The organism is Campylobacter sp. 2018MI10 (assembly GCF_018501175.1).
Taxonomy (GTDB): Bacteria; Campylobacterota; Campylobacteria; order Campylobacterales; family Campylobacteraceae; genus Campylobacter_E.
Genome location: NZ_JAHCZD010000021.1, coordinates 1 through 26,792, shown reverse-complemented (window position 1 = coordinate 26,792; position 26,792 = coordinate 1). Strand labels below are relative to the sequence as shown.

The window sequence follows — 26,792 nt, the reverse complement described above, 5'->3', positions numbered from 1 at the left end:
TTGCTTTTAAATCTCCGCTTTCAATTGCTGCTGCTGTTTGAACGCTTTGTTCTACTGCGTTTGTATCTTGAGTAAGTGAGTTGATTGTTCTTTCAATGTTTTCATTAATAGCTTTAGCCATATCTCCAAACTCATCTTTAGAATTTAAATCAATCTTACTTGCTGTTTTTCTTTCGTGATTTATTAGTGCGAATACTTCTCTTAGACCTTTTTCTATAACATTAATTGGGTTTAATGAGCGTCTTATTAATACCAATAAAATAGCTAAAATTACAATTAAAGATATAACAAACATAGTTAAATTTGAAATAATAATATCATTTAGCTCTTTAGAATAGTCGCTGTATTCATTTGTGCTACAAAAAGTCCAATTTAATTTATCATATTTTTTACATACAGCTAATTTTGTTGCATTATTGAATACATACTCAAGTTGAGTAATTTTATTTTTATCATCTGCAATATTTGACATTGCATTTTTGAATTTAGCATCAATTTCTTTTAAAACATCGTGTGGTTTTAGCTCTAAAGCTTCATTTTGATGAATTGTAAATCTTAATAATTTATCATATGCAAATACCGCATTTGTAGGAGAATATTTAATAGAAAGAATATTATTTCTCATATTTTTTAAAGATAAATCCCCGCCTAAAACTCCTAATAATTTACCATCTTTGATGATTGGAGCTGATATAGTTGCTACTACTGATTTGATTTTATTATCATAATAAACTTCATCAGCAATAATTGCTTGTCCTTTTTCAACTGCTTCTTTATACCATTGTTTAGCCCTATCACCTTCATCAGGTAAAATCACAACTTCACCATCATTATCTTGACTAATATAATAAGCCATTCCATTGTCATTTCTAGAATAATATAAAGCGTTAAATCCAGAAGTTAAAAACACATTTTTAATTTGTTGTTTGATTAATTCTTCTTCTTTGTATAAGTCTGCTTTACCAAGAGTTTTAGAAAAACTATTAATAAAATTTGTTCTATCTACAAAAAATGTATCTGCATAAAGCATAGTAGCTTCTAGTGTGTGCTTTTTTCCAATTCCTGAGTAGCCAATAGCATCTTCTTTAGAATTTTCGTAATTTGTAATGCCTAATACAATAAAGCAAATAACTAAAGGCACACTAATTAATAATGGAATTTTGTTTGTTAATTTCATACTTTTTCCTTGCCTGTGAATTTGATTTGATTATATTATAAACAATTAATTAAAATTAATTTTTAATTTTTTTAAAATAAAAAGTAAATTCGCTCCCTTTATTTAGTTCGGAATTTAACATTATTTTAATTTTATGTATTCTAGCTATCTTTTTTACTATTGAAAGTCCTAAACCTGTGCCTTTTATTTGCTTGTTTCTGCTTATTTCTTGTCTAAAAAATCTCTCATATATTCTATTTTGAATATCCTTGCTAATGCCTATACCAGTGTCTTTTATGGATAAAACTATGTGTTTTTTGTTTATATTTAAACTAATAATTATTTTGCCATTATCTATATTATATTTAATCGCATTATCAATTATATTATAAAGCATAGTTTTTATTAGTTTTTCATTGGAAAAAAATATAAACTCATCTATATCCATAAGTATTTTTATATTTTTTTCACGGATTTTAAAATCTAATTCTTTAATAATTTGACTTAAAATATTGCTTATATTTACATTTGTCATCTCAAAATTATTAACTTCATCTAAAAATGATAATTTAATAATCTCATCAATCATCTCAAGTAAAGCACTTGATTGATTGTAAATTGTATCTATGAATTGCTTTTCATCTTCTTTTTTTACTAGATTATTTTTAAGCATTTCAGAGCTTAACATTATTGAAGTAAGTGGAGTTTTTAGCTCGTGAGTAACATTTGCACTAAACTCAGCTCTTATCTTTTTAAATTGTTTATTATGTTCTTTTACTTGAGATAAAAAAGTCTTTAATTCATTGTATTGAAATGATTTATCAAGCTCGTTTATATCAAGTTCGTATAATGGTTTTACTATGCTTTTGCTTATAAAATATGCAAGAGTTAAGCTAAGTAATGTTATTAGTAAAAATACTAAAAATATTGTTTTAAAAATTTCTATTTTAAAATCAAGATTTATAAAATAAATATTATCAAAAACGCTAAAAATCGCTGCTTGTAATAGTATCAAAACAAAAAATGAAACAAAAAATATAGCAAAAAATATCCTAGTTCTCATAAGCTATTTTATATCCTACTCCACGAATTGTTATTATGTATTTTGCATAATCTTTTAATTTATTTCTTAAAGTATTTATGTGTATATCTAAAGTCCTACTTGAAATATTTGCCCCCCAAATCTCTTTTAATAAATCTTCTTTTTTAAGGCAAATGTTTTGGTTTTTAATGAGTTTTGTAAGTAATTCAAATTCTTTTAAAGTAAGGTATATTTCTTCTTTATTAATGCTTACTATTCTAGTTTTTAGGTTAATTTTTAAATCTTTAAAAATGATTTCATTATTACAATCAATTCTTCTTAAAATATTTCTAATTCTTGCTAGGAATTCTAAAATAGAAAAAGGCTTAGTAATATAATCACTTGCTCCTAAATCAAGACCTTTTACCTTATCGTTTTCTTGATTTAACGCACTTAGTAAAATTACTTCAATAGCTTTTGTTTTTTCATTAGATTTTATTTTTTTTAGGATACTAAAACCATCTTCGCAAGGTAGCATAATATCAAGCACTAAAATATGTGGAATTTGATTGTTTAATTCGCTAAAAAGCTCTTTTGCATTAATTAAACTAATGACTTTAAAACCACTGCTTTCTAAAGCATATTTTATTAAGTTATTAATGCTTAAGTCATCTTCTAAAACATACACCAAAGGTAAATCTTGCATAAGTTATCCTAATTAAAAAATATTGAAAATATTACAAAAAATAAGTAAGAAAAATAATATGAAAATAATTATTAATTTAAATAAATTCTAAATATTAAATTAATTTTGGTTTGTTTATCAAAAATAAATACAATTTCACTCATTTTTAAAAAAAGGAGACAAAATGAAAAAAGTATTATTAAGTTTAGCAGCATTATCTTTATTAAGCACTGCAGCAATGGCTAATGATGGAGCTACATTATTTAAAAAATGTATTGCCTGTCATGGTAAAGCAGCTGAGAAAAAAGCTCCAGGTGCAGAAATTATCATCAATACTTTAGATGAAAAAACAATTTTAGAAGCTTTACAAGGTTATAAAGCTGGAACATTTGGTGGAAAAGCTAAGAAAACTATGGAATTACAAGTTAAAAATCTTAGCGAAGATGATATGAAAGCATTAGCTGCTTATATCGTAACTTTAAAATAATTCTTAAGTTCAGGAGCAATCCTGAACTCTTTTACAAACTAACAACAATTTTCATCATAAACATACAAATAAAAGCATTTAAAATACTTGTTATTATTAGTAGAATCCAGTATTTTTTAGCAACTCCTGCAACAGCTAATAATCTTCCTAAATACTGAAGTTGAGCTCCCATTAAAAATATAGCAGGTAAAACTATGCTAACGCCAATATTATCAATAACCCCATTTGCATATAAATTAACAGCAATTCCAACTCCAGCTGAAGTGCTAAGCCACGCTGATAAAAGTATAGTAATTGCTTCTCCTGGTAAGCCAAAAATATTCATAATAACGCCACAATAATCTCCTAAGAATTTCATAACTCCTAAGATTTTTAACATTTCAGCTATTACATAAGCCATTAAAACATTAGGAATTAGATTATATAAAGCGATATTAAAACCTTTTTTAGCACCTACTATAAAAATATCTAATGGGTTTTTACTCTCATTATTCATTCAAAATCCTTTTTATAAAATGTATTTAAAACTATTCTTACAAAAATAGCTCCTACGAATTTCATAATTAGCATTAATACAAGTGGAATTATTGGTAAGCATACTAAATGTCCTAATAATGCTGAACCTATTGCAAAAAAGTTATTAATCATACCAGCCCCACTATATTGCCAAGCGCAAATTACTACTAAATCTTTATCGTTTATATAATTTTTATCCCTTGCTTCTTTACTCATAGCAGCACCTGCATCTGTGCTTTGTAAATCAGTAATTAATATAAGCCCACATAATCCAGGAACTCCTAAAATAGGTTTTAAAATAGGATTTAATAATTTTTGAGCAGCCTTAATAGCTCCATAATGCTCCATTACTTCAATTACTCCAAGTGCAAGCATTACAGCAGGAATTAAGCTAAATGCAAATAAAAATCCAGCTCTAGCACCACTTCCACCATCTCCTATGAAGGTCGTAGCTTTTATATTAGCTTCATCTAAGATTTTTGGGATTTTACCAAAACCACCTGTTAAAGTAGAAAAATCAAAAGCCTTTAGCATATCGTGTCCTGATAAAAGTCCTGAAAAAAATAAGATTAAAAATATTAAAGCAAGATAAGCACTAGGTTTTACTTTTCCTACTTCAAATTCTGTAGCTTTTTGCATACTACTCCTTTTAAATAAAATAAAGTTTTTATTCTACAATATTTTTTAAGAAAACAATAAGAAATAGTTATTAGTATTTATATTTTTTAAAGGAGTTAATATGGAAGTTATCAAACATTATGAGTATTTACACGAAATTCCAGAGCTTGGATTTAAAGAATTTAAAACGAGTGAGTATTTAAAAACTACTCTTAAAAATGCAGGTTTTAGTATAACTAATCTAGGAGATACTGGTTTTTATACGGAGTTAGGAAGTGGTAGCAAGATAATTGGACTTAGGGCTGATATTGATGCTTTAGGTCATATAATTGATGATAAAGCTTGTGCAAGGCATACTTGTGGGCATGATGCACATATGTCTATGCTACTTAGTGCAGCTTTAAGGGCAAAAGAGCAAAATATCATTAAAAATAACAAAATAAGATTTATATTCCAACCTGCTGAAGAATTAGGCAGTGGGGCTTTAAAGATGATAGAATTAGGAGCTTGTGAAGGTTTAAGCTCTATTTTTGGAATGCATATTCGCCCAATTCAAGAATGCCCAAGTCCTAAAGCAATAGCTTCAATGTATTATGCAGCAAGTTCAGCTATAAAAATTACTATTAAAGGCAAAGCAGCTCACGGAGCAAGACCACATTTAGGAATTAACGCAATTGATGTAGGTGTTAGCATTATTGATGCTGCTAGAAAAATTTATATAGACCCAAATAAACCAAGTAGTATAAAAGCAACTAGATTTATATGTGATAGTGGGGTTACTAATTCAATTCCTAGTGAAGCTATTTTGGTATTTGATTTAAGAGCTCAATATAATGATAGTATGCAAGAGATGAAAGAAAAACTTGAAAAAATTATAACAAATATAGCAAATGCTTATGATGCTAAGGTGAGTTTTGAATACCTAATCAATATTCCCGCAGCTGTAATTAACAAAGATTTAGCTAAGATTTGCGAAAAAGTTATAAGCAATACTTTAGGAGAAGAGAATTTAATCAAAGAGCAATTTACACCTGGTGGGGAAGACTTTTTCTTCTATCCTATTAAACTAGGCATTCCATCAGCATTTATGGGCTTAGGAGTTGATTGTGCTCCTGGACTTCATCATCCTGAAATGAGTTTAAATAAAAATGCCTTAGAAAATGGTGTTAAATTGTGGCTTAATTTAATGCTTGAGCTTGAGAATTTAAAATAGGAATTAGATGAATTATAAATTAGGCGTTATTTTATTAATTGATTTATGCGTTTTATTGTGGCAAAACAGCTTTTTAAGTATTAGCCCTTATGAATTAAACGAGCTTAGCTCAAATAGTTTTAATGGGCTTTTTGCTAATTTTGCCTTAAGTGTTTTTGGCAATGAAAATATAAGATTTGCTTATATAATCTTGCATATTTTAAGCAATATTTTGCTATATAAAATATCAATTAAATACCTTAAAAATAACGCCTATATATCTAATATTATCTTTAATCTTACTCCAGGAAGCCTTGCTTCAGCATTACTAATTAATCCTGCAGGAATTATTATATTTACTTCATTACTTCTTGTATATCTTGCTATAAAAAGGCAATTTTATATATTTTATGGAGTATTGATTGCTTGTATTTATATTGATAAAGCTATGATTTCATTATATATTGCTTGTATTTTTTATGCTTATTTTAATAGATTATCAAAGTTATTAATTTTATCAATTTTACTAATGTTTGCTACTTTTATAATGTATGGATATGATTTTTCAGGCAGACCTAGGGGGTATTTTTTAGACTCACTTGCTATTATGTCGGCTGTGTTTTCTCCGCCTTTATTTTTGTATTTTTTCTATACGATTTATTATATTAGTTTTAAGGGTAAAAAGGACTTGCTATATTGTATAAGTGCGAGTGCTTTTATAATATGCTTATTATTATCATTTAGACAAAAGCCAGAAATTGCCGAGTTTTTACCATTTTTACTACCTGCTATACCTTTAATAATTGCTAATTTTTTAACTTCTTTTAAAGTGCATTTACCACAATTTAGAGCAAAACATAATGTGATATTATTTTTTGTATTAATTTCTTTAGTGATTAGCTTTTTATTTGTGATATTTAATCCATTTTTATATAGATTTGTTGATGAAAACGAGCATTTTGCTAAAAATTATCATTTAAATAAAGAATTAGCAAAAGAGCTAAAATCACAAGGCATTAATGAAATTAGTGTTCGTAATGATAATTTTAAAGTATTAGAATTTTATGGGATTTTGCCTTGTTATCAAAATTGCAAAATAATCACTCCTTGTGAAAAAGGAAATATCAATATAAACTTTTTTGCTAAAGAATTTTCATTTTGTTTAAAGAATGAAATTTAATATAAATATATAAGTAATTATTGTAATAATTTTCAAAAATTTTTAAGTATCATTAAATAAAATTAAACGAAAATTAATTATTTAAAAAGGAGATTTAATGCAAGTTAATTTATCTAATATTTATAATAATACTTATCATAAAATGGGCGAGAGTTTTGGTGGAGTAAAGAGCGAAAACGAATTAAAACAAATTGATGAAAATATCAAAAATAATAAAATTGATGATATAAAAACAGGCAATAATAGTGGCAATAAAATATATTTTGAAAGTAAAAATGGCATAAGTTCTGCAAGTATTAGTGATGAGAGTTTAGATAAATTAAAAAGCCATTTTGATAGCAAAGACTTTTATAAGCGTGAAGATGGCAGTATTATTTTAAATGGTAATGCAGAAAAATATATAAGTGGTTGGTTTAGTGATATTGCTTATGCTAGGGGATATGTAGCTGCTAATAAAAACAATAATGATTTTTTAAATAAAGATGAATTATTAGAGCTTAATGTAGTAGCTAAGTTTAGTTTAGATGGAACAAATCCGCAAAATTATCAAAGTTATCAAAAAATTGAGCGTTTTTTAGCTGATAATACTACGATTTTAGATTCTGTGCCTAAAAATATTGATGAAGCATTAAATCAAACAATATTATCAAATAGTGATTTTGATGATACGATAACTTTAGGTGAGAGCGAAGAATTTGCAGCTAATAAAAATCCACAAAACCTAAACACACAAAATACAAGCACTCAAAATGTAAATCTAGCATCAAATGAAATAAAAAGCACTAATGTTGATGATGAAGAAGCAAAGAAAAAGCAAGAAATCGCAAACGCACTATCAAGCCTAACAAGGATTAAAAACACAATTAATACAAACGGAGTAAAAGCACTTAGTAAGGCTGATTTAGATAAACTTGAAATCTTAAACATTGACCCAAATTCATTGCAAAATCCTCAACTTTTAGAGCAATTTAACAAAGCTAGTGATAAAGCTAACGAGCATTACGCTAATTTTTTAAATGTTGATAAGACTTATATAGATGAGAAAATGGCAAAAAGTGATGAGTTTTTAGGTGATTTTACTCACGATAGTGCTGATATAGTAAAAGATTTGCTAAAGAATAAAACGCTAGATAAATTAGCATAAATTAATATGATTTAATTCAAATTCAATTTTAGAATTTGAATTAAGTATTTTTTAAATAATATTTATATGAAGACTTTTTAAAATATCTAAAGCCTTTTGGTGTAAGTCTTCATCATAACTAGCGGTTGCGTTTTTATCTATAAAAATATTTGCATTAGGAAGTGCAGATTTTGCAATTACTGCATTTGATAAGACACAAATATTACTTACAAGTCCAACTATTTCAATATTTTTATAGTTTTTATTGCTTAGATAATTTCCAAGTTCAATTGAGCCAAAAGTATTTTTATAAAAGCATAAATGATTTTTAGAAAACTCATTTAATTTTCCATAAATTTCTATCCCATTTGTGCCTTTAATACAATGTTTAATAGGTAGATTTTGCCCTTCTATAGTGTCTAAATAATCATCATTATGTGTATCAATAGTAAAGATTATCTCATCATTATTTTTAAGATATTTTTCATATTTTTCTAAGATGATATTTTCTAAATTCTGTGCCTTTAAAAACCCTAAAGAGCCTGTTACAAAATCATTTTGAAAATCTACTATTATTAAAAGATTTTTCATGAATTTCTTAAGCTTTCGTATTCGCTTGGAATTAGATTAAGCCTTACATCACAAGGACTAAAGCCAACTCGCTCACCTAATTTAAACAATACTTCAAGTGATTTTATTTGCTCATCTTTTAGGCTAATACTATCATCGTTTGCATAAAGACTTAGATATTTATTAAGCTCATCTTCATTTACTCTCACTTCGTTTTTGCCAAGCAATATACGACTTAATAAAGCTTTATTTTGAGTAGCGACTTTTACTGCACGAGTTAGCTCATTTTCAATTTTAATCGCATCACTTAGCATTAAAGAGCGGCGTATTGCCATTCCACCAAGTGGTAAGGTAAGCACTTCGCCACATTCAGCCTTGCAAAACTCCGCCCAAATATCCCAAATCTCACGCTCAACTCTTAATTTATCACTAAAATTAAGAATACTCTCATGAATTAGCACCCCAGCATCTACACTACCATCTAAAACAGCTTTTTCTATATCTAAAAAGTTCATATAAGTAATTCTTGCATTAGGATATGCTAGTTTAAAAATTAAAGCATTTGTGGTATTTTCCCCACTTAAAGCCACTTTAAAATTAGGTTTTAAAACCTTATCTTTTAGAGTGATTAGTTTTGGACCATAGCCATTGCCAAAACTAGTAGCACATCTTAGCAAGGCATATTCGCTTTGAATTTTAGGATACACAGCAAAAGAAATTGCACAAACATCATAAATATTATTTAAACTTGCTTTATTTAGCGTTTCTATATCATCAGCAACGCTAGTATAATTAAACTCCGAACTTATCCAACCATAGCGAATTGCCGCATACATAAAAATATCATCAGCATCAGGGCTATGAGCTAGGCTAATTTGCTTCATTTAAGCAACCTTTAAAAATGAATTTATGCTCTTTAGGTAAAGCTTCATAGATATTAAATGCAAGTTCTCTAATTTCTTTAAGTGCAGCTTTACTAGTTCTAAGAGTTAAGAAATTTTGTAAAGCTCTTGCATTTATACTCCAAGTAAGCTCGGTTTTATAACATTCTGGCAAGGCATATTTAGCAATATCTTGTGTCATTCCTTCGGTATTTAAAATAATTCTTAGTTTTTCTAAAGCACAAATACTAGCATTATCAACCAAGCGATTTCCAGTTAGCACAATATATTTTTGTGCATTAGCAAAATCAAATTCCTTAAACTCACTTTCATTTCTTAGTTCTTTTAGAGTATATCTAGTGCTTTTTACTGATAAACTTGCGTGGCGGTGTCTTGCTAATTCTTGCAAACAAGCTCTTGAAATGCCTTGAATATAAAAATTATAATTTAAATGTTCAAGCGTGCTAGAGTGCTTATAAATATTTCCGATACGATTTATTAGTTCGCAGTCTTTTTCTCCTCCGTTATCGCCTTTATCAAAGCTTTGCCAACAAGTTCTCATAGCGTGAGAACAGATATTTAGTGGGGTGTAATTAAGTAGTGTAATTCTCATTATTTGCCTTTAATTTGATTTTTTTCATTATAGTTTTTTTATATAAATCTTAAGGAAACTTCAATGAATATGCTAAAAATCTCAATTTTAAGTATTTCCTTAGCAACCGTTACAGGTGGAGCTGCCGTTGCACCTGCTTTAGGACTTATTGCTAAGCATTTTTCAAATGATAGTGAATTACTTATTAAATTAATTATTACTTTACCTTCACTTTTTATTATCTTTTCAAGCTTAATTTTTGCAAAATTAGCAAATTATTTAAGCGTTAAGCAACTTGCTTTTATAGGTTTTATATTGTTTATAGTTGGCGGGGTTGCTCCGTTTTTCTTAGATGACATAATTCAGGTTTTGGTGTTTAGAGCGATTTTAGGCTTAGGCACTGGCTTTTTAATGCCATTAAGTGTTTCTTTACTTGGCTTTTTATTTAAAAAAGAAGAGCAAGGAAAACTAATGGGACTTAGTGCAATGTGTAATCAACTAGGAGCAGTTATTACCGTTAGTTTTTCTGGCTTTTTAGCGTCAATTTCTTGGCAATATAGCTTTTTAATATATCTTTTTGCTTTGGTTTTATTTGTTTTAAATATGATTTTTTTACCTAATATAAAAATAGCGGAGAAGAAAAAGAAAATAGATTTAAGAAATATAAAAAATCTTAGTGGAATTTATATTAATTTATTTTTAGTCCAAGTTTTGTTTTTTAATTTTACGAATAACTTTTCAATAATTTATCAAAAAGAGCAAATCATTAGCGCAAGTTTTATTGGTGTAATTATGGGATTTAATGGCTTGTTTGGTGCAATTGCTTCTATGAATTTACATAAAGTTGTTAAAAAAATTAGAACAAAAATCAAAATCTTAGGAGCATTTATTTATATTTTAGCCTTTTTACTTTTTGCTATAAGATTTAGCGAACATATAGAAATCGCAGGAATTAATTTAATGCTAATAATAGGAATAATTGCAGCTATTTTAAATGGTCTTGCAGTTGGCTTTAGCTTACCATTTTTGTTTTCACAAATTAGCACTAGAAGTAAAAAACAAAACCTAGCTACAAATATGGCATTAGCTAGTATTGCGACATTTAGCGGACAATTTTCTAGTCCATTAATAGATGAATTATTAGAACATATTTTCAATCTTCATCATCCAAGAGACGCATTTTTAATAGCTATGTTTATTGCAATATTCTTATTTATTTATAATCTTAGGTTAAAAATCAAATTAAGAAATTAAAAAAAGGAAAGGTATGGCAAAAGCAAAAGAAACAGCAGTAATTGAAGATAAGGCAAAAGCCCTTGAAGCTGCATTAAAAGGCATTAATAAAGCTTGTGGAGAAGGTGCTATTGTTAGATTTGGAGATAAGCCTATTGTAAAGGCTGAGCCAATTTCTACAGGCTCACTTGGGCTAGATATTGCACTTGGAATTGGTGGAGTTCCTAAAGGAAGAATAGTAGAGATTTATGGGCCAGAAAGTAGTGGTAAGACAACGCTAACACTTCAAATCGTAGCTCAAGCTCAAAAGATGGGTTATACTTGTGCTTTTATTGACGCTGAACACGCACTTGACCCTGTGTATGCTAAGAATTTAGGCGTAAATATTGATGATGTTTTAGTATCTCAACCAAGTTGCGGAGAAGAAGCATTAGAGATTGTAGAACGCTTAGCAAGTAGTGGAGCGGTAGAACTTATAGTAGTAGATAGTGTTGCTGCACTTACTCCTAAGGCTGAAATTGATGGAGAGATGGGAGATACTCATGTAGGTCTTCAAGCAAGACTTATGAGCCAAGCTTTAAGAAAACTTACTTCAGTAGTTAGCAAGATGAACTCAATGGTAATTTTCATAAATCAAATTCGTATGAAAATAGGTCAAACAGGTTATGGAAGCCCCGAGACAACCACAGGCGGAAATGCACTTAAGTTCTATGCAAGTGTGAGAATTGATATTAGAAAAACAGCTACATTAAAACAAGGCGAAGAGCCTATTGGAAATAGAACAAAAGCAAAAATAGTTAAAAATAAAGTTGCACCTCCATTTAAAACAGCAGAATTTGATATTATGTATGGAGAAGGCATTAGCTACGAAGGCGAATTAATTGATTATGGTATTAAGCTTGATATTGTAGATAAAAGTGGTGCTTGGCTTAGCTATGGTGGTAATAAACTAGGTCAAGGTAGAGAAAATGCTAAAATTTTCTTAAAAGAAAACAAAGAAATAGCAAATGAAATTGCAGAAAAAATTAAAGCTAGTATAGGCGATGATATTACATTAGAAGGAGAAGTTGGTGAAAATAGCGAAGATTGATGCACTTGAAGTGCTAGATAGCAGGGGTAATCCTAGCGTTAAGGTTAAGGTAGTTTTAGAAAATGGTATAAGTGGTGAAGCAATAGTTCCAAGTGGTGCTAGCACAGGGATTAATGAAGCTTTAGAATTAAGAGATGGTGGGAGCTATTTCTTCGGTAAAAGCGTAAGTAAAGCAGTAAATAATGCTAAGCATGTTGCAGCTGGACTTATAGGCAAATGCGTATTTAATCAAAGAGAAATTGATGAGCATTTATTAGCAGTTGATGGCACGAGTAATTATTCTAGCTTAGGTGCTAATGCAGTTTTAGGAATTTCAATGGCAGTTGCAAAAGCAGGAGCAAATGCTAGTAATTTACCATTATATAGATATTTATGTGGAGAGTTTAACGCACTTCCTACACCTATGCTAAATGTATTAAATGGTGGAGCTCATGCTGATAATAATATAGATATTCAAGAGTTTATGTTGCTTCCAACGGGTTTTGATACTTTTAAAGAAAAATTATTCTCAAGTGCAATTACTTATCATACTTTAAAAGATATTTTAAAGAAAAAAGGCTTAAGCACAGCATTAGGAGATGAAGGTGGATTTGCACCTAATTTAAGAAGTAATGAAGAAGCTATTGAATTATTACTAGAAGCTATTAATAAAGCAGGTTTTAGTGGCAAAATCAATCTAGCATTAGATGTTGCAGCAAGTGAGCTTTATAGTGATGGAAAATATGATTATGAGGGCAAAAAGCTAAGCAGCGATGAGATGATTAATGAGTATGAAAAATTATTAAAATATCCTATTTTAAGCATAGAAGATGCACTTGCAGAGCAAGATTATGAAGGCTGGGTTAATTTAACTAAAAAAATCGGCTCAAGAACACAATTAGTAGGAGATGATTTATTTGTAACTAATGTTAAATTATTACAAAAAGGCATTGATGAAGGTATGGCAAATGCGATTTTAATTAAGCCTAATCAAATTGGCTCAATTTCTCAAACAATAGACGCTATTAAACTAGCTCACGCAAATGGTTATAATACTATAATGAGCCATAGAAGTGGGGAGAGTGAAGATAATTTCATAGCTGATTTTTCATTAGTTTGCAAGTATATTAAAACAGGTGCTCCTGCAAGGGGAGAAAGAACAGCTAAATATAATAGATTGCTTGAAATTGAAGCAGGATTTTAATGCAAGAATTATTAGACAATCATAATTATAAAAAGTCTAATTTAAAGATTTTTACAAAGGGCATTTTAGAAATTGCCCTTTATGTATTTATTTTATTTTTTGGACTTTTTGCGATATTGTTTTCTAAATCATCAATAGAGACAACTATGATGCTAGATGCAAGGATAGAAAAGCTAAAAAATCAAATATACGAGCTTAATAAAACCAACGCACAATTGCAAAAAGATTATTTTGAATTACTAAGCATTCAAGGCGATTATGATAATTGATTTTTCAAAATACTCAAGCGTAAAAATCGGCGCAAATTGTGAAGTAAAAGTAATTGATGAGATGATTAAACACGATTATTTAGTCATTGGAAATGCTAGTAATTTGCTAATCAATCAGCCTAAAAATCTTGCAATTTTAGGCAAAAAATACGAATATATTAAAGAATATAATGACTATTTAGAAATAGGGGCTAGAACTAGCTCATATAAATTATTTAACTATTGTAAGAAAAACAATCTAACAGGTTTAGAATTCTTATCACACCTACCAGGACAAATGGGCGGTATTACTAAAATGAATGCAGGAATGAAAGAATTTGAAATAAAAAATTATATTTTAGAAGTAAATGTTGATAATGAATGGATTAAGCCAAATTTTACTTATAGAAATAGTGATATAAAAGGCACAATTTATGCTATTAGGCTTAGATTAAATAAAGGTTTTAGCCTTGAATTAGTAGAGCAATTTAGCAAAATGCGAGAAAATCAGCCAAAAGGTGCTAGTTTTGGTAGTATTTTTAAAAACCCACAAGGCTTTAGTGCAGGAGCATTGATTGATAAAGCAGGGCTTAAAGGCAAGGTAAAAGGCGGTGCAAAGATTAGCGAAATGCACGCAAATTTCTTAATAAATTTTAATAAAGCTAGTTTTGAAGACGCATTGTATTTGATAAATCTAGCACAAGATGAGGTTTTAAAGCAATTTAACATACTTTTAGAACCTGAAGTTCTTATTTTAAATTAAATTCCAATATAAAAATATTTCAAAAAATTTTTAATTTATTTACTTTTGTTAATGGGGGGGGGTATTATAATCATTATCAATTTAAAAATTTAATAAATTATTTATATTCTAAGGAATTTGTTTTGAATATTTTCAAAATTATCATATTTGTATTGATTTTAGTAGGTTTATTGACATTTACGGCTTATTCTATTTTGCTTAGTTTTGAAATTATTTAAAGCTTTTATCATATTGATTTGGGCAATTAATCTTAAAATATCATTAAAATTAATATTTTTATTCAAAATATACAAATAATTTTTAATTCCCTTGCATTTTGCTATCTTTTAGGTTATTATTTTAGCTTATTTTTTAAAAAAAGGAGATTATTATGAGGAGTTTACTTTGGCTCAGCTAGGAGCACTTTTTCTAAAGTAGGTTTTGTTTTAGCCCTTGCGGGTGGTGCTGTTGGACTTGGAAATGCGTGGAAATTTCCTACAATGGTTGGGACTAATGGTGGTTCGGCCTTTGTTTTACTTTATTTATTCTTATGTTTAACCTTAGGTTTATCTTTATTTTTAGCAGAAATTGCATTAGGAAAAATTACTAAAAGTGATTTAGCTACAAGTTATTTTACCCTTGCTAGATTTAAGCCAAAATTATGCAAAATGGGTGGAGTTTTTATGCTTACTGGCATACTTGTATTATCGTTTTATTTAGTGGTTTTATCTTTAGTATTTCACTATATATTTTTAAGTTTTTCTTTACCTAATACCTTAGATGAAGCAGGAGCGCTTTTTAATAATGCAATAGGCGAGAATTTATTTATTAGCATAATTTGCTTTAGCATTTGCTTTTTTATGACTATTTATATAGTTAGTCGCGGGATAATTAATGGGATTGAGAAATTAAATGTGATTTTAATGCCTGCATTATTTGTAATACTTTTATTAATGCTAGGTTTTAGCTTTACTCAAGATGGATTTTTAGATGCGTGTGAGTTTTTATTTAAACCTGACTTTTCTAAATTAGGGCTTAATTCTTTGCTTGATGCTTTAGGACTTAGTCTTTTTACTTTATGTCTTGGGATAGGTTGTATTAGCACTTATGCTGCTAGTTTAGATGAAAAAACTAATATTTTAAAATCAAGTTTATTTGTAGTGTTTATAAATCTTTTAATAGGTCTTATGATGGGGCTTATTGTTTTTACTTTTGTATTTAAATTCGGAGCAAATCCTAATGAGAGTGGAGCAGGACTTGTATTTGTTAGCCTTGCTACTTTATTTTCAAAATTTGGTTTTTTAGGCGAAATTTTATCATTTAGCTTTTTTATAGCTTTATTTTTTGCAGGAATTACGAGTGCTGTTTCTATGATTGAGCCATTTACTTTTTATCTTGAAAATAAAATGAGTAGAAAAAAAGCTTTGATTATTATTGGAATTTTTGTTTATATAATAGGTATTTTAGCTCTTCTTGGAATGGCTAATAAGCTTAGCTTTAATACTTTTGATGCTTTAGATTTTTTCACAAGTAATATAATGCTTCCTTTAGGAGTGTTGTTTTCTAGTATTTATGCTGGATTTTTAATGAAAAGATATTCATTCTTTAAAATCTTTTTACCTATATTTGGCAAAAATTTAACTAAGTTTTATTTTATTTTTTTAAGATTTGTAACACCAATTATAATAATTTTGATATTAATTAATAATTTTTACCCCTTAGGAAGTTTTTTAAAGTAGAATTAGGCAATTTTTATTTACAGGAGTTAAAAATGTTAGAAGATTTAGGCATAAAGCCGGAGAAGATTTTTTACAATTTAAGTTATGATGAGTTAAGAGCTCACGAGTTAGAGTGCCGTGAAGGTGAAGTTTGTCAAAATGACACATTTGCAGTTGATACAGGTATTTTTACGGGTAGAAGCCCTAAGGATAAGTATTTTGTAAATTCTCATCCATCAAGTGAAAATATAGCGTGGGGCAATGTAAATAGAGCTTGCACTAAAGATATTTTTGATGATAATTTAAGAAGAGCAAAAGAATATTTAAATGGCAAAAAGCTTTATGTTATGGATGTATTTTGCGGAGCTAGCCTTGATAGTAGAAAAAAAATAAGATTTATAACAGAAATTGCGTGGCAAGCACATTTTGTTAAAAATATGTTTATTCGCCCAAGTGATGAAGAACTTAAAGACTTCAAACCTGATTTTGTAATCATAAATGCGTGCAAATTAAAAAATGAAATGTATAAATATCAAGATTTAAATAGCGATGTATTCGTAGGATTTGATATAGAAAATAACATAGGATTAATTCTTGGCACTTGGTATGGTGGCGAGATGAAAAAAGGTGTGTTTTCTATGATGAATTACTGGCTGCCTTTACAAGGTAAGATGAGTATGCATTGCAGTGCGAATGTTGGTAAAGATGGAGATGTTTGCTTATTCTTTGGTCTTAGTGGCACAGGTAAAACTACTCTTAGCACAGACGCAAATCGTGCTTTAATAGGTGATGATGAGCATGGTTGGGATGATAATGGTGTGTTTAACTACGAAGGAGGTTGCTATGCAAAATGTATTAATCTTGACCCAAATAGTGAGCCTGAAATTTACGCAGCGATTAAGAGAAATGCTTTACTTGAAAATGTAGTTATAACTTGCACTAAAGAAGTTGATTTTTGTGATGCTAGTAAGACAGAAAACACTCGTGTAAGCTATCCAATAGAGCATATTGAAAATCACGAACCAAGCTTAAAAGCAGGTCATCCATCTAATATAATTTTCTTATGTGCTGATGCTTTTGGTGTTTTACCTCCTGTATCAAAACTAAACAACACTCAAGCAATGTATTATTTTTTAAGTGGATATACTGCAAAAGTTGCAGGAACTGAGCGTGGTATAAAAGAGCCTGTTGCTACATTTTCTGCTTGTTTTGGCGAACCATTTATGCCGCTTAGTCCTAGTGTTTATGCGAAATTATTGGGCGAAAAGATTAAAAAACACAATGTAAATGTATATTTAGTAAATACCGGTTGGAGCGGTGGAAGTTATGGCGTTGGTAAAAGAATGAGTATAAAAGCGACTAGGTCTTGCATTAACGCTATTTTAGATGGCTCTATTCAAAATTGTGAATATTACAATTATGATGTATTTAATTTAGCAGTGCCAAAGAGTTTAGATGGGGTTGATGAAAGATTATTAAATCCTATTAAAACTTGGGAAAATGAAGCTGATTTCATAGCTACAAGAGATAAATTAGCAAAAATGTTTATAGAGAATTTCAAAAGATACGGCGATAAGGCTAATGAGTTTTTAGACGCTAGTCCTAAGCTATGAGCCTAGATAGTTTTTTACAATTTAAAATAAACAAAGATGGTTTAAAACCAAGAAAACTAGATACCTTACCACGATTTGCCCTAATTTATGGGGCAATTTCTAGTGGTAAAAAATCTTTAGCATTTTATAATTTAGATGAATTTACTTATATTAATATGAGTGATTTAAGATTTATAAATGCTGATTTTAAAAGCTTCATAGAAAAAAATAAAATCAAAAATCTAATAATAAATGAGCCTTTTTTAGAATTTGAATTAGGAAATTTAGAGCGTTGTTATATATTAAGCTCTAATAAAAATTATTCTTATAAAGACTTTATTAAAATAAGGCTTAATTTTTTAGATTATGAAGAATTTATTTCATTTTCAAAGAAAAATTATAGCCCTAGCGAGCATTTATCAAATTATTTATTATTAGGGCAAAATCCTGCTAATGTGGATTTAGACCCGCTTAACGCTGCTTTAAATACTCAAGCTATTTTAAAACAACATTTAAGCGAAAACGAAATAATCACTCTTAAAGAATTAGCTTTAAAAATAGGCGTTCAAACAAGTATTTTAAGTCTTTTTAGTGAGTTTTTAAAACATAAAAAAATAGCAAAAAATGATTTTTTTAAATGCGTGTATTCTTTAGAAGATAGATTTTTATTGCATTGGGTAAAGCATATTAAAAAAAATCTAAAAAAGCCTTATTTTTATGATTTTTCAATGAAAAACTCACTTAGTTTTAAAAAGGATTTTTCTAAAACTTATGAGAATTTAATAGCTAATGAACTTTTGATGGTTTATGATGAGATTTTTTATGATGATGATATAAATTTTATTATTAGTTCGGCTAGTTTAGGAATACTATGCGAAGCTTTTACTAATAAAGATTTTATAAAACTAAAAAGCAAAAAATTAAGCAAAAAAGCCAAAGAATTAGGGCTTAAAAATATCTTAGTTTTATCATTAAACGAGCAATTTAATTTCGTTAATGATGAAATTAGATTTATAGGACTTACTTTAAATACTTGGCTAATTTCAAAGGAATTAAATGATTGGGATTGACGAAGCTGGGCGTGGAGCGTTTGCAGGTCCATTAGTGCTTGCAGCTTGTAAGCTAAAAATAAATATAAACGAATTAAATGATAGTAAAAAACTAAGTGCAAAAAAGCGTGAGAATTTGTATGAGATAATTAAGCAAAACTCTGATTATTTAGTAGTTTTTGTTGATAATGAATATATAGATTTAAATGGAATTAGAGCGGCTTATCAAAAAGCTTTAGGAGAAATTATAGAACATTTTGAAAAAGATGAATTATTATTTGATGGTAATACTGATTATGGAATGGGTATAAAAACTCTAATAAATGCTGATGAGATAGAGCCTTGCGTTATGGCTGCTAGTATTTTAGCTAAGGTTAGTAGGGATAATTTTATGGCTAATTTAGATGATAATTTATATGATTTTAAATCTCATAAAGGCTATGGAACCAAAGCTCACATAGAAGCTATTAAAATTCACGGCTTAAGTTTATTACATAGAAGGAGCTTTTGTGCTAAATATAGTAGATGATTATTTAGCTACTGCTAAGGGTAAAGAGCTTTTAAAGGCTTTAGATTACGAATATGAAAATAATATAATTTATCCACAAAAAAAGGATTTATTTAAAGCCTTTAAATTATGTGAAATTCCAAAAGTAGTGATTATAGGACAAGACCCATATCACGATGGAAGTGCTGATGGTTTAGCGTTTTCATCTAGTATTAAAATTCCACCTAGTTTAAGAAATATTTTTAAAGAAATCTTAAATGATTATCCAAATGAAGCTGTATTTTTACAAAGTGATTTGAGCTATTTAGCAAGACAAGGCGTGGCATTATTAAATGCAAGTTTAAGCGTGCAAAAGAGCAAACCTAATTCTCACAAGCATTTATGGGAAGATTTTTTCCTTTATGTTATACAAAGAATTAATAATGATTATGATAATTTAGTCTTTATGTTGTGGGGGAGTTTTGCAAATAATTATGCAAAATATATTGATACTAAAAGGCATTTAATATTAAGCTCGGCTCATCCAAGCCCACTTGCAAGGGGTAAATTTTTTAACAATCAACATTTTTTAAAATGTAATGAATACTTAAAATCAAAAAATAAAAGCCTAATTAATTGGTTAGAATAGTTTTTAATAATGCTTAATTTATTAATCTTTTGTATAATGTAAGTTTTTTCAAAAAGGAGCAAAAATGGCAGATTTAGATAAAGAATTAGAGGTTTTGTTTAAGGACAATACAGATGATTATTTAACTTATGAGATGATAGTTAAGTTATTTAAAAAAGCTCCAACAGCAGCAAATATAAAGACTATTAAGAATTTAGTAAAAGAATATAATGTAAATCTTCTAAGCTCGGCAGAAATTGCTAAAATGAGAAATCTAAAAGAAGCAAAAGAAAGAGCAAAACAAAGAGAATTATTAAGAGAAAATGAATTAGAAGGCGATTTAAGCAAAGATTATGATTTAAGCGAAATTAGTAGAAGTGAAAGCCCTGTTAGAATGTATTTAAGAGAGATGGGGCAGATTGATTTGCTTAGCAAAGAAGAAGAAGTTGAAATAAGCAAAAGAATTGAACTTGGCGAAGATATTATAATTGACGCTTTTTGTAGCGTTCCTTATCTAATTGATTTCATATTAGACTATAAAGATGCTTTAATTAATCGCGAGCGTCGTGTGAAAGAATTGTTTAAGAATTTTGATAATGATGAAGATGAAAATGAAGAAGATTTAGAAGAAGATGAATTAGATGATAGCGATGAAGAAAGAAAGCCTGTAAAATCTTTAAAGGAAGATAAAAGAGCAATTAAAGTAATTGAAAGCTTTAAAGCTTTAGAAAAGGCAAAAAAAGAATGGTTAAAAAGCTCACATAAAGAGCAACTTAGCAAAGATGAATTGCAAAATCATATAAATATTGCTTTCAAAAAGAATATTTTAAAAGAAAAATTATTAGCTTTAGGGCCAACTTCTAAACTAATTAATGAAATCGTAAAATCTATGGAAACGGTTTTAAAAAGTGATGTAGATTTTGATAAAGAATTAAAACGCTTAGAATATCGTTTGCCTATGTTTAGTGATGAATTAAAAGAAAGACATAAAAAAATCTTAGATAATATTACTAATTTAAGTAAAGAAGAAATCACAGAATTAGCTTTAGAAAATACTATGGTTAGCACTTATATGGAGATTAAAAAGCTATTCCAGACAAAAGAAGCTAGTGAAAATTGCTTTGATATGGATAAAGAAAGATTAAAAGAGATTTTAGAGCAAATCAAGCGTGGTAAAAATATTAGCGATACTGCAAAAGGTAAGATGGCTAGGTCAAACTTAAGATTAGTTGTAAGTATTGCTAAACGCTATACTAATCGTGGTTTAGCATTTCTTGACCTTATTCAAGAAGGAAATATCGGTCTTATGAAAGCGGTTGATAAGTTTGAATATAAGCGTGGATATAAATTCTCAACCTATGCTACTTGGTGGATTAGACAAGCAATTAGCCGTGCGGTAGCTGATCAAGCAAGGACAATTAGAATTCCAATCCATATGATTGATACGATTAATAAGATTAATAAATTTAGTAAAAAGCGTGTTCAAGAATGTGGAAAAGAGCCTACAATTGATGAAATTGCTAAAGAAATAGGTATGAGTGAAGATAAGGTTAAGCAAGTTATGAAAATAGCAAAAGAACCTGTAAGTCTTGACGCACCTGTTGGAAGTGATGATGATGGAAGATTTGGTGATAGTGTAGAAGATAGAAGTAGCATTAGTCCGCTTGAGCATATTTTAAAAGAAGATTTAAAAGAGCAAATAAATGGAGTTTTAGAGCAACTTAATGAAAGGGAAAAAACCGTTATTAAACTTCGTTTTGGACTAACTGATGATGAGAGTGATAGAACTCTTGAAGAGATAGGAAGTGAGTTAAAAATCACTCGTGAGCGTGTAAGACAAATAGAAAGCACAGCTATTAAAAAACTTAAATTCCCTAAATACGGAAAACAATTAAAAGGAGCAAGTTCGTGAAAAAATATGAAATATTTAATGTAAATTGCTCTCATTGTGTTAAAAAAATTAAAGATAATTTAGAAGATGAGTTTAATAATATTACTTTTAGTGATGATTTAAAAACAATTATCATTGATTGCGATGATAAAGATTATCTTAGCAAATGCTTAGAAGAACTTGGCTTTAAATTAGGCAAAGAGATTTGAATTTCAAAAGGCTTTTTAAAAATTATTATTAAAAAGCCTTTTTATAGCTTAGAATTTACAAAGCAAAAAAACAATCAATTTTATTTTAATATTAGTTAAGATTATAATCTAAATAACGATTTGAGATTAAATCTAGGTTATGAAAGAATTTTCAGTGCTGATTTGAATATTAACAATCAATTTAATATAGCTATAAGATATATTCTAAAACATTTCTAACATTGCTAGGGGTTAAAAATTAAATATTTTTAATTTACTTAATTTAATGTTACTAAAAGTTACAATATATCAAAATATTAAATAAAATAATAATAGTATTAATTAAAATCAAATTATAATAATTCAAATCATTAATGAAAGGAGAATTTCAATGAAAAAAGCAGTTTTAGCTATTTTGGCTTTAGGTTTTATTACGAGTGCTAGCGCATATTCTTATAATAGATTTGGAGATATGTCTTATTATGGTTATCCTCCAACAAATAATACCTTTAAATTTAAGTGTGCAACGTTATATACTTGTGCTATGCAAGGTATGACTATTAGGGATAATTGGAATAGGTTATTTTAGGTAAGCAATTGTCTTACCTAAAAGGATTAATATGAGATTATCAAATACTAATATTACTAAGCCTATTTTGAATGTTGTGTGTAAAGATATTAGAGCTTTAAACCAAGTTGTTTTTAATCAAGCAGAGCAAGTAAAGGCTACTGATGTAAAAAGTATATATAATACCGAGTATAAAACTAATAAAAATGATTTTTACAATACTTATTTTTCTTTTAATCAAAAAACAATAGGATTTGATTTAAGCAATAAAAATCGTGAAAAATTACAAGAATTTTTTAATGAAGATAATTTTAAATATTTTGATGATAAATTGATTTTGCAAAAAGACGCTGCTTCTTATGTTGGTTCTTGGTTTAATTATGTTGCTTTTAAGCAAAACTATTTAAATGCAGATATTAATAAAAATGGTGTTTTAAATAAAACTGAAATGTTAGATATAAAACTTCAATTTCCAAATAGCAATGTTTTTACTAATATTAGTAAAACTGATATAGATTGTCTGGAGCTTTTAGGAGAATTGCAAAACTATACAAGTATTAGTAATATGATGAATTATTATATTCAAGATGATAAAAATTATGATTTAGCAATAACAGGTCTGGAGAAAAACGGAGTAGCTGGGATTAATTATGTAGTAGAAATAATTATGAATAATATTGATAAAAATAAATTGCAACAAAGTATTACTAAAGCAACTCAAGAAGACATTAAAAGACAAAGCGATTTAGCCAATGCTCTTATAAAAATAAATAATGATGATTATAGTAAGCTTAGTGAAGATGAGAAAAAAATCTTAAATTCTTTAAATATAGAAATTAATCTAATAAATATAATAGGTGAAGATAAAATAAATGAATTAGTTAAAAATAATAAATTAGATGATTTTATAGATTTTACTAAAGACTTTTTAGAAGAATTAAATAATATAAAATTAATTAACATTAAGGTTTAAAATATTTTTTTTAATTTAATGTTACTAAAAGTTACAATTTATCAAGATATTAAATAAAATAGTAATAGTATTAAATAAAATCAAATTATAATAATTCAAATCAATTTTAATATATTTAATTTCACAAAAATACTAGTTCGTATCATAAGTTTTGGTATTTTAAGATAGCTTTTTTGTAAGTATTCTAAAAGATATTAAAGACCAATTAATTGTGGTTATAGCTATAAATATCGCAAGTATATGTGTATGAATTATTGATTTAATGGCAGACTTTATTGCCGTTATGTTTTTAAATATTTAATTAAAGTAATAAACATTAAGGATTATTTATGAAACACTATATTAACAATACTTCTAACACTCCAATTATGTGGCAAGATAATATTGCTAAAAAAGAGTTAAGCACACAAGAACTAGCAAGTATAAATGCTAGTATAAAGAGCAATTCTTTTAGCGTTAAAACAAATAGAGCACAAGATTATAATACTTATTTTAAATTTGGTAATGAAAACATTGGAGTGAAATTAAATGAAGCTAGTATTGAAAAATTAAAAGATTTTTTTGATGAAGATAATTTCATTAAAACTAATAAAGGAATTATTTTAGATAAAGATGCAGCTTCTTATGTCGCTGGATGGTTTAGTGATATTGCATATAAACAAAAATTTCTTGAATCAGATATTGACAATAACGGAGAATTAACTCACAAAGAAGCAAGGAATACATTAAGTGGATTTGATGAAGATGCAGTTCTCATAAGCGATGAAAAAACCAAAGAAAAATATATAGTTTCAAATTCTATTACAAAAACTTATAAGAAAAGTGATTTTTTACCAAAAAATGATGGTTATTATTCAGATATTTCAAATTCTATCAATGATGCTATAAGAGATGATAAAAATCTTGATGGTATTATTACATTTGGTGAGTTTATGGATGTAGGTGAAAAGGGATATTTTGAAGATTTTATGAGCGAAAGTGGCTCTAGTGCTCCTGCAATTAGCCTTGATGATTTGATAAATGGACTTACTAAGCATTCTAGGCAGCTTGCCGAAAAAGCTGAAGAAAAATTAACTGAAGTAATAGCCAAGATTAAAAAGCTTGGAGTTGATAAGTTAGACCAAAGTGATAAAGATGTATTAATTCAACTAGGAATTGACCCTGCACCTTATGAGAGCGAATTTAAATTAAAACAGATTATAAGTGATAAACTAAATATAAGTCCTGATAAAGTAGAAAGCCTAGCAAGTGAAAATAAATTAGATGATTTTGTAAATTTTAGTGGAAATTTTGCAATAACTCTTAGTGAAACAAAATTACTTGATATAAAAGCTTAATTTTTAATTTAAATTCTTTGTAATAAAATGGGCTAGTTTAGGGTAATAAACATTAAGGAACTTTATGAAAATAGATATCTCGCAAGTAAAAAATACTGCTATTGCTAGGAAAAGTGATATAAAAATTAAAGAATTAAATACTCTTGATATAAATAAATTAAATGCAAGTATTAATTCAAATTCTTTTAGCTTTAAGACAAATAAAGAGCAAGATTACAATGTATTTTTTAGACTTGATAAAGATAATATCGGGGTAAAGCTTAGTGAAAATAATATTAATAGATTAAAAGAATTTTTTAATGAAGATAATTTTATTGATACTAATAAAGGAATTATTTTAGATAAAGACGCAGCGTCTTATGTAGTGGGTTGGTTTGCTGATACGGCATATACAAGAAATTATCTTGCAGCCGATAAAGACAATGATGGAGAAATTACGGCTTTAGAAGCTTGGAATTTGTTTGACTTAGTTAATGTAAATTATGAATTATTACAAGATAAAAATAAAGAATATTTCCTAAAGGCAACAAATATAGATGAAACTTATGATTCAAATAGAATAGCTCATAGTATTGAAGGTAAGTCTGATTTAAGTGAGGCATTAGATATTATAATTGATATGGACAAAGACTTAGATGGCAAAGTTACAGCGGGTGAATATTGGAATGTGGAAGATAAAGATTATATAAATGAGTTTGGGATTGTATATGATGATGAAAATCACTCTTTTATGAGTATTCCACATAAAAAAATTAAATTTAATATAGCAGAAGAAGAGCTTAAGAGATTAAAAGAACAAATTAAACTTAATAATATAATTGCAAAACTTAAAAAATCACAATCTTTAGATAATAACGAAAAAGAAATATTACAAAAATTTAATATCCAAAACATAAGTAATGAATTAAAAATAAGCGAAGATAAATTAAAAGAATTAATTACAAATGATAAGCTAGGAGATTTTATAGATTTTACGAAAGAATTTAAAAAAGATTTAAGCGATACAAAATTAATTGATATTAAGGTGTAATTTTTTATTTTTAATTAATTATTACTAAAAGTTACAATATATCAAAACATTAAATAAAATAATAATAGTATTAATTAAAATCAAATTATAATAATTCAAATCATTAATGAAAGTAGATTTTCAATGAAAAAAGTAGTTTTAGCTATTTTAGCTTTTATTACGAATGTAAGTGCGTATTCTTGGTATAGTTATACAAATGGTTATAGCTTTCTTACTTGGTCAGGTGCTTGGGGTTCAGCTTTTAATTCTTCAGCAAGAGATAGAGTAATGCCACAAAAAGAAGGCTGGAAACCACCTAGATTACCAAAATATTAAAATATAAATTAATATACTTTTACTAAATTACTTTAGTAAAAGTATTAAGGAAAACTTATGAAAATAGATATCTCGCAAGTAAAAAATATAGCATTTGCTTGGGCTGATAATGTTAAAACTAAAGAATTAAATACTAAAGATATTAGCAATTTAAAAGATAATATAAATAAAAATAATTTTGAGATTAAGACAAGTAAAGAGCAAAATTACAATGTATTTTTTAAATTTGATGAAAGCAATATCGGAGTAAAACTTAGTGACAAGAATATTAATAGATTAAAAGAATTTTTTAATGAAGATAATTTTATTGATACTAATAAAGGAATTATTTTAGATAAAGACGCAGCAAGTTTTGTAGCTGGGTGGTTTAGCGATGTAGCGTATAAGAGTAATTTTTTAGCAGCCGATAGAAATAACGATGGAGAAGTAGATAAAAAAGAAATTGATTATACTATCTATGCATTTGCTTTATATATAGAGCCAACTAAAGATGGTTCAG

The 26,792-nt window shown here is 27.8% G+C and carries 29 protein-coding genes and 1 pseudogene; 22 read left to right on the top strand and 8 right to left on the bottom strand.

Translation table 11 applies throughout. The features are described 5' to 3' along the window. The 3 genes from KJR01_RS08605 to KJR01_RS08595 all read right to left on the bottom strand — a co-directional run. The coding region (locus KJR01_RS08605) for a PDC sensor domain-containing protein (RefSeq protein WP_214118632.1) at nt 1-1,177 on the bottom strand (1,177 nt) is incomplete at its 3' end. A gap of 55 nt (nt 1,178-1,232) precedes the next feature. After that, complete coding sequence (locus tag KJR01_RS08600) at nt 1,233-2,219, bottom strand: sensor histidine kinase (protein WP_214118630.1); 987 nt, start codon at nt 2,217-2,219, stop codon at nt 1,233-1,235. Beyond that, complete coding sequence (locus KJR01_RS08595) at nt 2,209-2,883, bottom strand: response regulator transcription factor (protein ID WP_250325179.1); 675 nt, start codon at nt 2,881-2,883, stop codon at nt 2,209-2,211. The genes KJR01_RS08600 and KJR01_RS08595 overlap by 11 nt, the downstream gene beginning before the upstream one ends. Before the next feature lie 163 nt (nt 2,884-3,046). On the opposite strand from KJR01_RS08595, the gene KJR01_RS08590 reads away from it, so the two are divergent. Beyond that, nucleotides 3,047-3,349 carry a c-type cytochrome gene (locus tag KJR01_RS08590; RefSeq protein ID WP_214118628.1) on the top strand — a complete coding sequence of 101 codons (303 nt, stop codon included), beginning with the start codon at nt 3,047-3,049 and terminating at the stop codon, nt 3,347-3,349. A 31-nt stretch (nt 3,350-3,380) separates the two neighbouring features. Here KJR01_RS08590 and KJR01_RS08585 read toward each other — a convergent pair whose 3' ends face one another. Next, nucleotides 3,381-3,845 carry a YjiG family protein gene (locus KJR01_RS08585; protein ID WP_214118626.1) on the bottom strand — a complete coding sequence of 155 codons (465 nt, stop codon included), beginning with the start codon at nt 3,843-3,845 and terminating at the stop codon, nt 3,381-3,383. After that, the gene (locus tag KJR01_RS08580) at nt 3,842-4,504 is read right to left on the bottom strand and encodes a hypothetical protein (RefSeq protein ID WP_214118624.1); all 663 of its coding nucleotides are present in this window, start codon (nt 4,502-4,504) and stop codon (nt 3,842-3,844) included. Before KJR01_RS08580 ends, KJR01_RS08585 begins: the two co-directional genes overlap by 4 nt. A 100-nt stretch (nt 4,505-4,604) precedes the next feature. On the opposite strand from KJR01_RS08580, the gene KJR01_RS08575 reads away from it, so the two are divergent. From KJR01_RS08575 to KJR01_RS08565, 3 genes are all read left to right on the top strand, one after another. Then, complete coding sequence (locus KJR01_RS08575) at nt 4,605-5,696, top strand: amidohydrolase (RefSeq protein WP_214118623.1); 1,092 nt, start codon at nt 4,605-4,607, stop codon at nt 5,694-5,696. A 7-nt stretch (nt 5,697-5,703) separates the two neighbouring features. Next, nucleotides 5,704-6,855, top strand: coding sequence for a hypothetical protein (locus KJR01_RS08570; RefSeq protein WP_214118621.1), 1,152 nt, complete (start codon nt 5,704-5,706; stop codon nt 6,853-6,855). Nucleotides 6,856-6,952: 97 nt separating this feature from the next. Beyond that, entirely contained in the window at nt 6,953-7,999 is a 1,047-nt protein-coding gene (locus KJR01_RS08565; protein WP_214118619.1) for a hypothetical protein, read from the top strand. A 51-nt stretch (nt 8,000-8,050) separates the two neighbouring features. Here the strand turns inward: KJR01_RS08565 and KJR01_RS08560 are convergent, their stop codons facing one another. From KJR01_RS08560 to thyX, 3 genes are read right to left on the bottom strand one after another with little or no spacing between them, the layout of a single operon-like run. Continuing rightward, the gene (locus KJR01_RS08560) at nt 8,051-8,569 is read right to left on the bottom strand and encodes a cysteine hydrolase family protein (protein ID WP_214118617.1); all 519 of its coding nucleotides are present in this window, start codon (nt 8,567-8,569) and stop codon (nt 8,051-8,053) included. After that, on the bottom strand, nt 8,566-9,432 hold the full coding sequence (locus KJR01_RS08555) for a menaquinone biosynthesis family protein (RefSeq protein WP_214118615.1): 867 nt from the start codon (nt 9,430-9,432) through the stop codon (nt 8,566-8,568). Before KJR01_RS08555 ends, KJR01_RS08560 begins: the two co-directional genes overlap by 4 nt. Beyond that, nucleotides 9,419-10,042, bottom strand: coding sequence for an FAD-dependent thymidylate synthase (thyX, locus tag KJR01_RS08550; RefSeq protein WP_214118613.1), 624 nt, complete (start codon nt 10,040-10,042; stop codon nt 9,419-9,421). Before thyX ends, KJR01_RS08555 begins: the two co-directional genes overlap by 14 nt. Before the next feature lie 63 nt (nt 10,043-10,105). Between thyX and KJR01_RS08545 the strand changes: the two genes are divergently transcribed. The 18 genes and pseudogenes from KJR01_RS08545 to KJR01_RS08460 form a co-directional block, all read left to right on the top strand. Then, nucleotides 10,106-11,275 (top strand): MFS transporter, encoded by a 1,170-nt coding sequence (locus tag KJR01_RS08545; RefSeq protein WP_214118611.1) that lies wholly within the window; start codon nt 10,106-10,108, stop codon nt 11,273-11,275. Between the two features lie 13 nt (nt 11,276-11,288). Then, the gene (recA, locus tag KJR01_RS08540) at nt 11,289-12,344 is read left to right on the top strand and encodes a recombinase RecA (protein ID WP_214118609.1); all 1,056 of its coding nucleotides are present in this window, start codon (nt 11,289-11,291) and stop codon (nt 12,342-12,344) included. After that, nucleotides 12,322-13,527: a phosphopyruvate hydratase gene (gene eno, locus KJR01_RS08535; protein ID WP_214118607.1), complete on the top strand. Its 1,206-nt coding sequence runs from the start codon at nt 12,322-12,324 to the stop codon at nt 13,525-13,527. Before recA ends, eno begins: the two co-directional genes overlap by 23 nt. Then, nucleotides 13,527-13,796 (top strand): hypothetical protein, encoded by a 270-nt coding sequence (locus tag KJR01_RS08530; RefSeq protein WP_214118605.1) that lies wholly within the window; start codon nt 13,527-13,529, stop codon nt 13,794-13,796. Before eno ends, KJR01_RS08530 begins: the two co-directional genes overlap by 1 nt. Beyond that, nucleotides 13,786-14,538 (top strand): UDP-N-acetylmuramate dehydrogenase, encoded by a 753-nt coding sequence (locus KJR01_RS08525; protein WP_214118603.1) that lies wholly within the window; start codon nt 13,786-13,788, stop codon nt 14,536-14,538. Before KJR01_RS08530 ends, KJR01_RS08525 begins: the two co-directional genes overlap by 11 nt. Nucleotides 14,539-14,933: 395 nt before the next feature. Continuing rightward, a pseudogene (locus KJR01_RS08520) lies at nt 14,934-16,256 on the top strand (sodium-dependent transporter); the annotation flags it as partial. Nucleotides 16,257-16,288: 32 nt separating this feature from the next. Then, nucleotides 16,289-17,848, top strand: a complete 1,560-nt coding sequence (pckA, locus tag KJR01_RS08515; protein WP_214118600.1) for a phosphoenolpyruvate carboxykinase (ATP) — start codon at nt 16,289-16,291, stop codon at nt 17,846-17,848. Then, complete coding sequence (locus KJR01_RS08510) at nt 17,845-18,897, top strand: ATP-binding protein (protein WP_214118599.1); 1,053 nt, start codon at nt 17,845-17,847, stop codon at nt 18,895-18,897. Before pckA ends, KJR01_RS08510 begins: the two co-directional genes overlap by 4 nt. Then, nucleotides 18,884-19,405 carry a ribonuclease HII gene (rnhB, locus tag KJR01_RS08505; protein ID WP_214118597.1) on the top strand — a complete coding sequence of 174 codons (522 nt, stop codon included), beginning with the start codon at nt 18,884-18,886 and terminating at the stop codon, nt 19,403-19,405. Before KJR01_RS08510 ends, rnhB begins: the two co-directional genes overlap by 14 nt. Then, nucleotides 19,386-20,012, top strand: a complete 627-nt coding sequence (locus tag KJR01_RS08500; protein WP_214118595.1) for a uracil-DNA glycosylase — start codon at nt 19,386-19,388, stop codon at nt 20,010-20,012. The genes rnhB and KJR01_RS08500 overlap by 20 nt, the downstream gene beginning before the upstream one ends. 64 nt (nt 20,013-20,076) lie before the next feature. Then, the gene (gene rpoD, locus KJR01_RS08495) at nt 20,077-21,903 is read left to right on the top strand and encodes an RNA polymerase sigma factor RpoD (RefSeq protein WP_214118593.1); all 1,827 of its coding nucleotides are present in this window, start codon (nt 20,077-20,079) and stop codon (nt 21,901-21,903) included. Then, nucleotides 21,900-22,091 (top strand): hypothetical protein, encoded by a 192-nt coding sequence (locus KJR01_RS08490; protein WP_214118591.1) that lies wholly within the window; start codon nt 21,900-21,902, stop codon nt 22,089-22,091. The genes rpoD and KJR01_RS08490 overlap by 4 nt, the downstream gene beginning before the upstream one ends. A gap of 370 nt (nt 22,092-22,461) precedes the next feature. Then, nucleotides 22,462-22,659 carry a hypothetical protein gene (locus tag KJR01_RS08485; protein WP_214118589.1) on the top strand — a complete coding sequence of 66 codons (198 nt, stop codon included), beginning with the start codon at nt 22,462-22,464 and terminating at the stop codon, nt 22,657-22,659. Between the two features lie 31 nt (nt 22,660-22,690). Continuing rightward, nucleotides 22,691-23,611, top strand: coding sequence for a hypothetical protein (locus KJR01_RS08480; protein WP_214118587.1), 921 nt, complete (start codon nt 22,691-22,693; stop codon nt 23,609-23,611). A 329-nt stretch (nt 23,612-23,940) separates the two neighbouring features. Beyond that, nucleotides 23,941-24,948: a hypothetical protein gene (locus KJR01_RS08475; RefSeq protein WP_214118586.1), complete on the top strand. Its 1,008-nt coding sequence runs from the start codon at nt 23,941-23,943 to the stop codon at nt 24,946-24,948. A 64-nt stretch (nt 24,949-25,012) separates the two neighbouring features. Continuing rightward, a complete protein-coding gene (locus KJR01_RS08470) occupies nt 25,013-25,978 on the top strand; it encodes a hypothetical protein (protein ID WP_214118585.1) in 966 nt (321 codons plus the stop codon). A 123-nt stretch (nt 25,979-26,101) separates the two neighbouring features. After that, complete coding sequence (locus tag KJR01_RS08465; RefSeq protein ID WP_214118583.1) at nt 26,102-26,293, top strand: hypothetical protein; 192 nt, start codon at nt 26,102-26,104, stop codon at nt 26,291-26,293. A 57-nt stretch (nt 26,294-26,350) separates the two neighbouring features. Beyond that, nucleotides 26,351-26,792, top strand: a 442-nt coding sequence (locus KJR01_RS08460; RefSeq protein ID WP_214118580.1) for a hypothetical protein, incomplete at its 3' end; no start/stop codon positions are given.

Excerpts from the sequence above, each read along its gene's own strand:
- KJR01_RS08600 (WP_214118630.1), bottom strand. The coding sequence starts at position 2,219 with ATGAGAACTAGGATATTTTTTGCTATATTTTTTGTTTCATTTTTTGTT.
- KJR01_RS08595 (WP_250325179.1), bottom strand. The coding sequence starts at position 2,883 with ATGCAAGATTTACCTTTGGTGTATGTTTTAGAAGATGACTTAAGCATT.
- KJR01_RS08590 (WP_214118628.1), top strand. The coding sequence starts at position 3,047 with ATGAAAAAAGTATTATTAAGTTTAGCAGCATTATCTTTATTAAGCACT.
- KJR01_RS08585 (WP_214118626.1), bottom strand. The coding sequence starts at position 3,845 with ATGAATAATGAGAGTAAAAACCCATTAGATATTTTTATAGTAGGTGCT.
- KJR01_RS08580 (WP_214118624.1), bottom strand. The coding sequence starts at position 4,504 with ATGCAAAAAGCTACAGAATTTGAAGTAGGAAAAGTAAAACCTAGTGCT.
- KJR01_RS08575 (WP_214118623.1), top strand. The coding sequence starts at position 4,605 with ATGGAAGTTATCAAACATTATGAGTATTTACACGAAATTCCAGAGCTT.
- KJR01_RS08570 (WP_214118621.1), top strand. The coding sequence starts at position 5,704 with ATGAATTATAAATTAGGCGTTATTTTATTAATTGATTTATGCGTTTTA.
- KJR01_RS08565 (WP_214118619.1), top strand. The coding sequence starts at position 6,953 with ATGCAAGTTAATTTATCTAATATTTATAATAATACTTATCATAAAATG.
- KJR01_RS08560 (WP_214118617.1), bottom strand. The coding sequence starts at position 8,569 with ATGAAAAATCTTTTAATAATAGTAGATTTTCAAAATGATTTTGTAACA.
- KJR01_RS08555 (WP_214118615.1), bottom strand. The coding sequence starts at position 9,432 with ATGAAGCAAATTAGCCTAGCTCATAGCCCTGATGCTGATGATATTTTT.
- thyX (WP_214118613.1), bottom strand. The coding sequence starts at position 10,042 with ATGAGAATTACACTACTTAATTACACCCCACTAAATATCTGTTCTCAC.
- KJR01_RS08545 (WP_214118611.1), top strand. The coding sequence starts at position 10,106 with ATGAATATGCTAAAAATCTCAATTTTAAGTATTTCCTTAGCAACCGTT.
- recA (WP_214118609.1), top strand. The coding sequence starts at position 11,289 with ATGGCAAAAGCAAAAGAAACAGCAGTAATTGAAGATAAGGCAAAAGCC.
- KJR01_RS08530 (WP_214118605.1), top strand. The coding sequence starts at position 13,527 with ATGCAAGAATTATTAGACAATCATAATTATAAAAAGTCTAATTTAAAG.
- KJR01_RS08525 (WP_214118603.1), top strand. The coding sequence starts at position 13,786 with ATGATAATTGATTTTTCAAAATACTCAAGCGTAAAAATCGGCGCAAAT.
- pckA (WP_214118600.1), top strand. The coding sequence starts at position 16,289 with ATGTTAGAAGATTTAGGCATAAAGCCGGAGAAGATTTTTTACAATTTA.
- KJR01_RS08510 (WP_214118599.1), top strand. The coding sequence starts at position 17,845 with ATGAGCCTAGATAGTTTTTTACAATTTAAAATAAACAAAGATGGTTTA.
- rnhB (WP_214118597.1), top strand. The coding sequence starts at position 18,884 with ATGATTGGGATTGACGAAGCTGGGCGTGGAGCGTTTGCAGGTCCATTA.
- rpoD (WP_214118593.1), top strand. The coding sequence starts at position 20,077 with ATGGCAGATTTAGATAAAGAATTAGAGGTTTTGTTTAAGGACAATACA.
- KJR01_RS08485 (WP_214118589.1), top strand. The coding sequence starts at position 22,462 with ATGAAAAAAGCAGTTTTAGCTATTTTGGCTTTAGGTTTTATTACGAGT.
- KJR01_RS08480 (WP_214118587.1), top strand. The coding sequence starts at position 22,691 with ATGAGATTATCAAATACTAATATTACTAAGCCTATTTTGAATGTTGTG.
- KJR01_RS08475 (WP_214118586.1), top strand. The coding sequence starts at position 23,941 with ATGAAACACTATATTAACAATACTTCTAACACTCCAATTATGTGGCAA.
- KJR01_RS08470 (WP_214118585.1), top strand. The coding sequence starts at position 25,013 with ATGAAAATAGATATCTCGCAAGTAAAAAATACTGCTATTGCTAGGAAA.
- KJR01_RS08465 (WP_214118583.1), top strand. The coding sequence starts at position 26,102 with ATGAAAAAAGTAGTTTTAGCTATTTTAGCTTTTATTACGAATGTAAGT.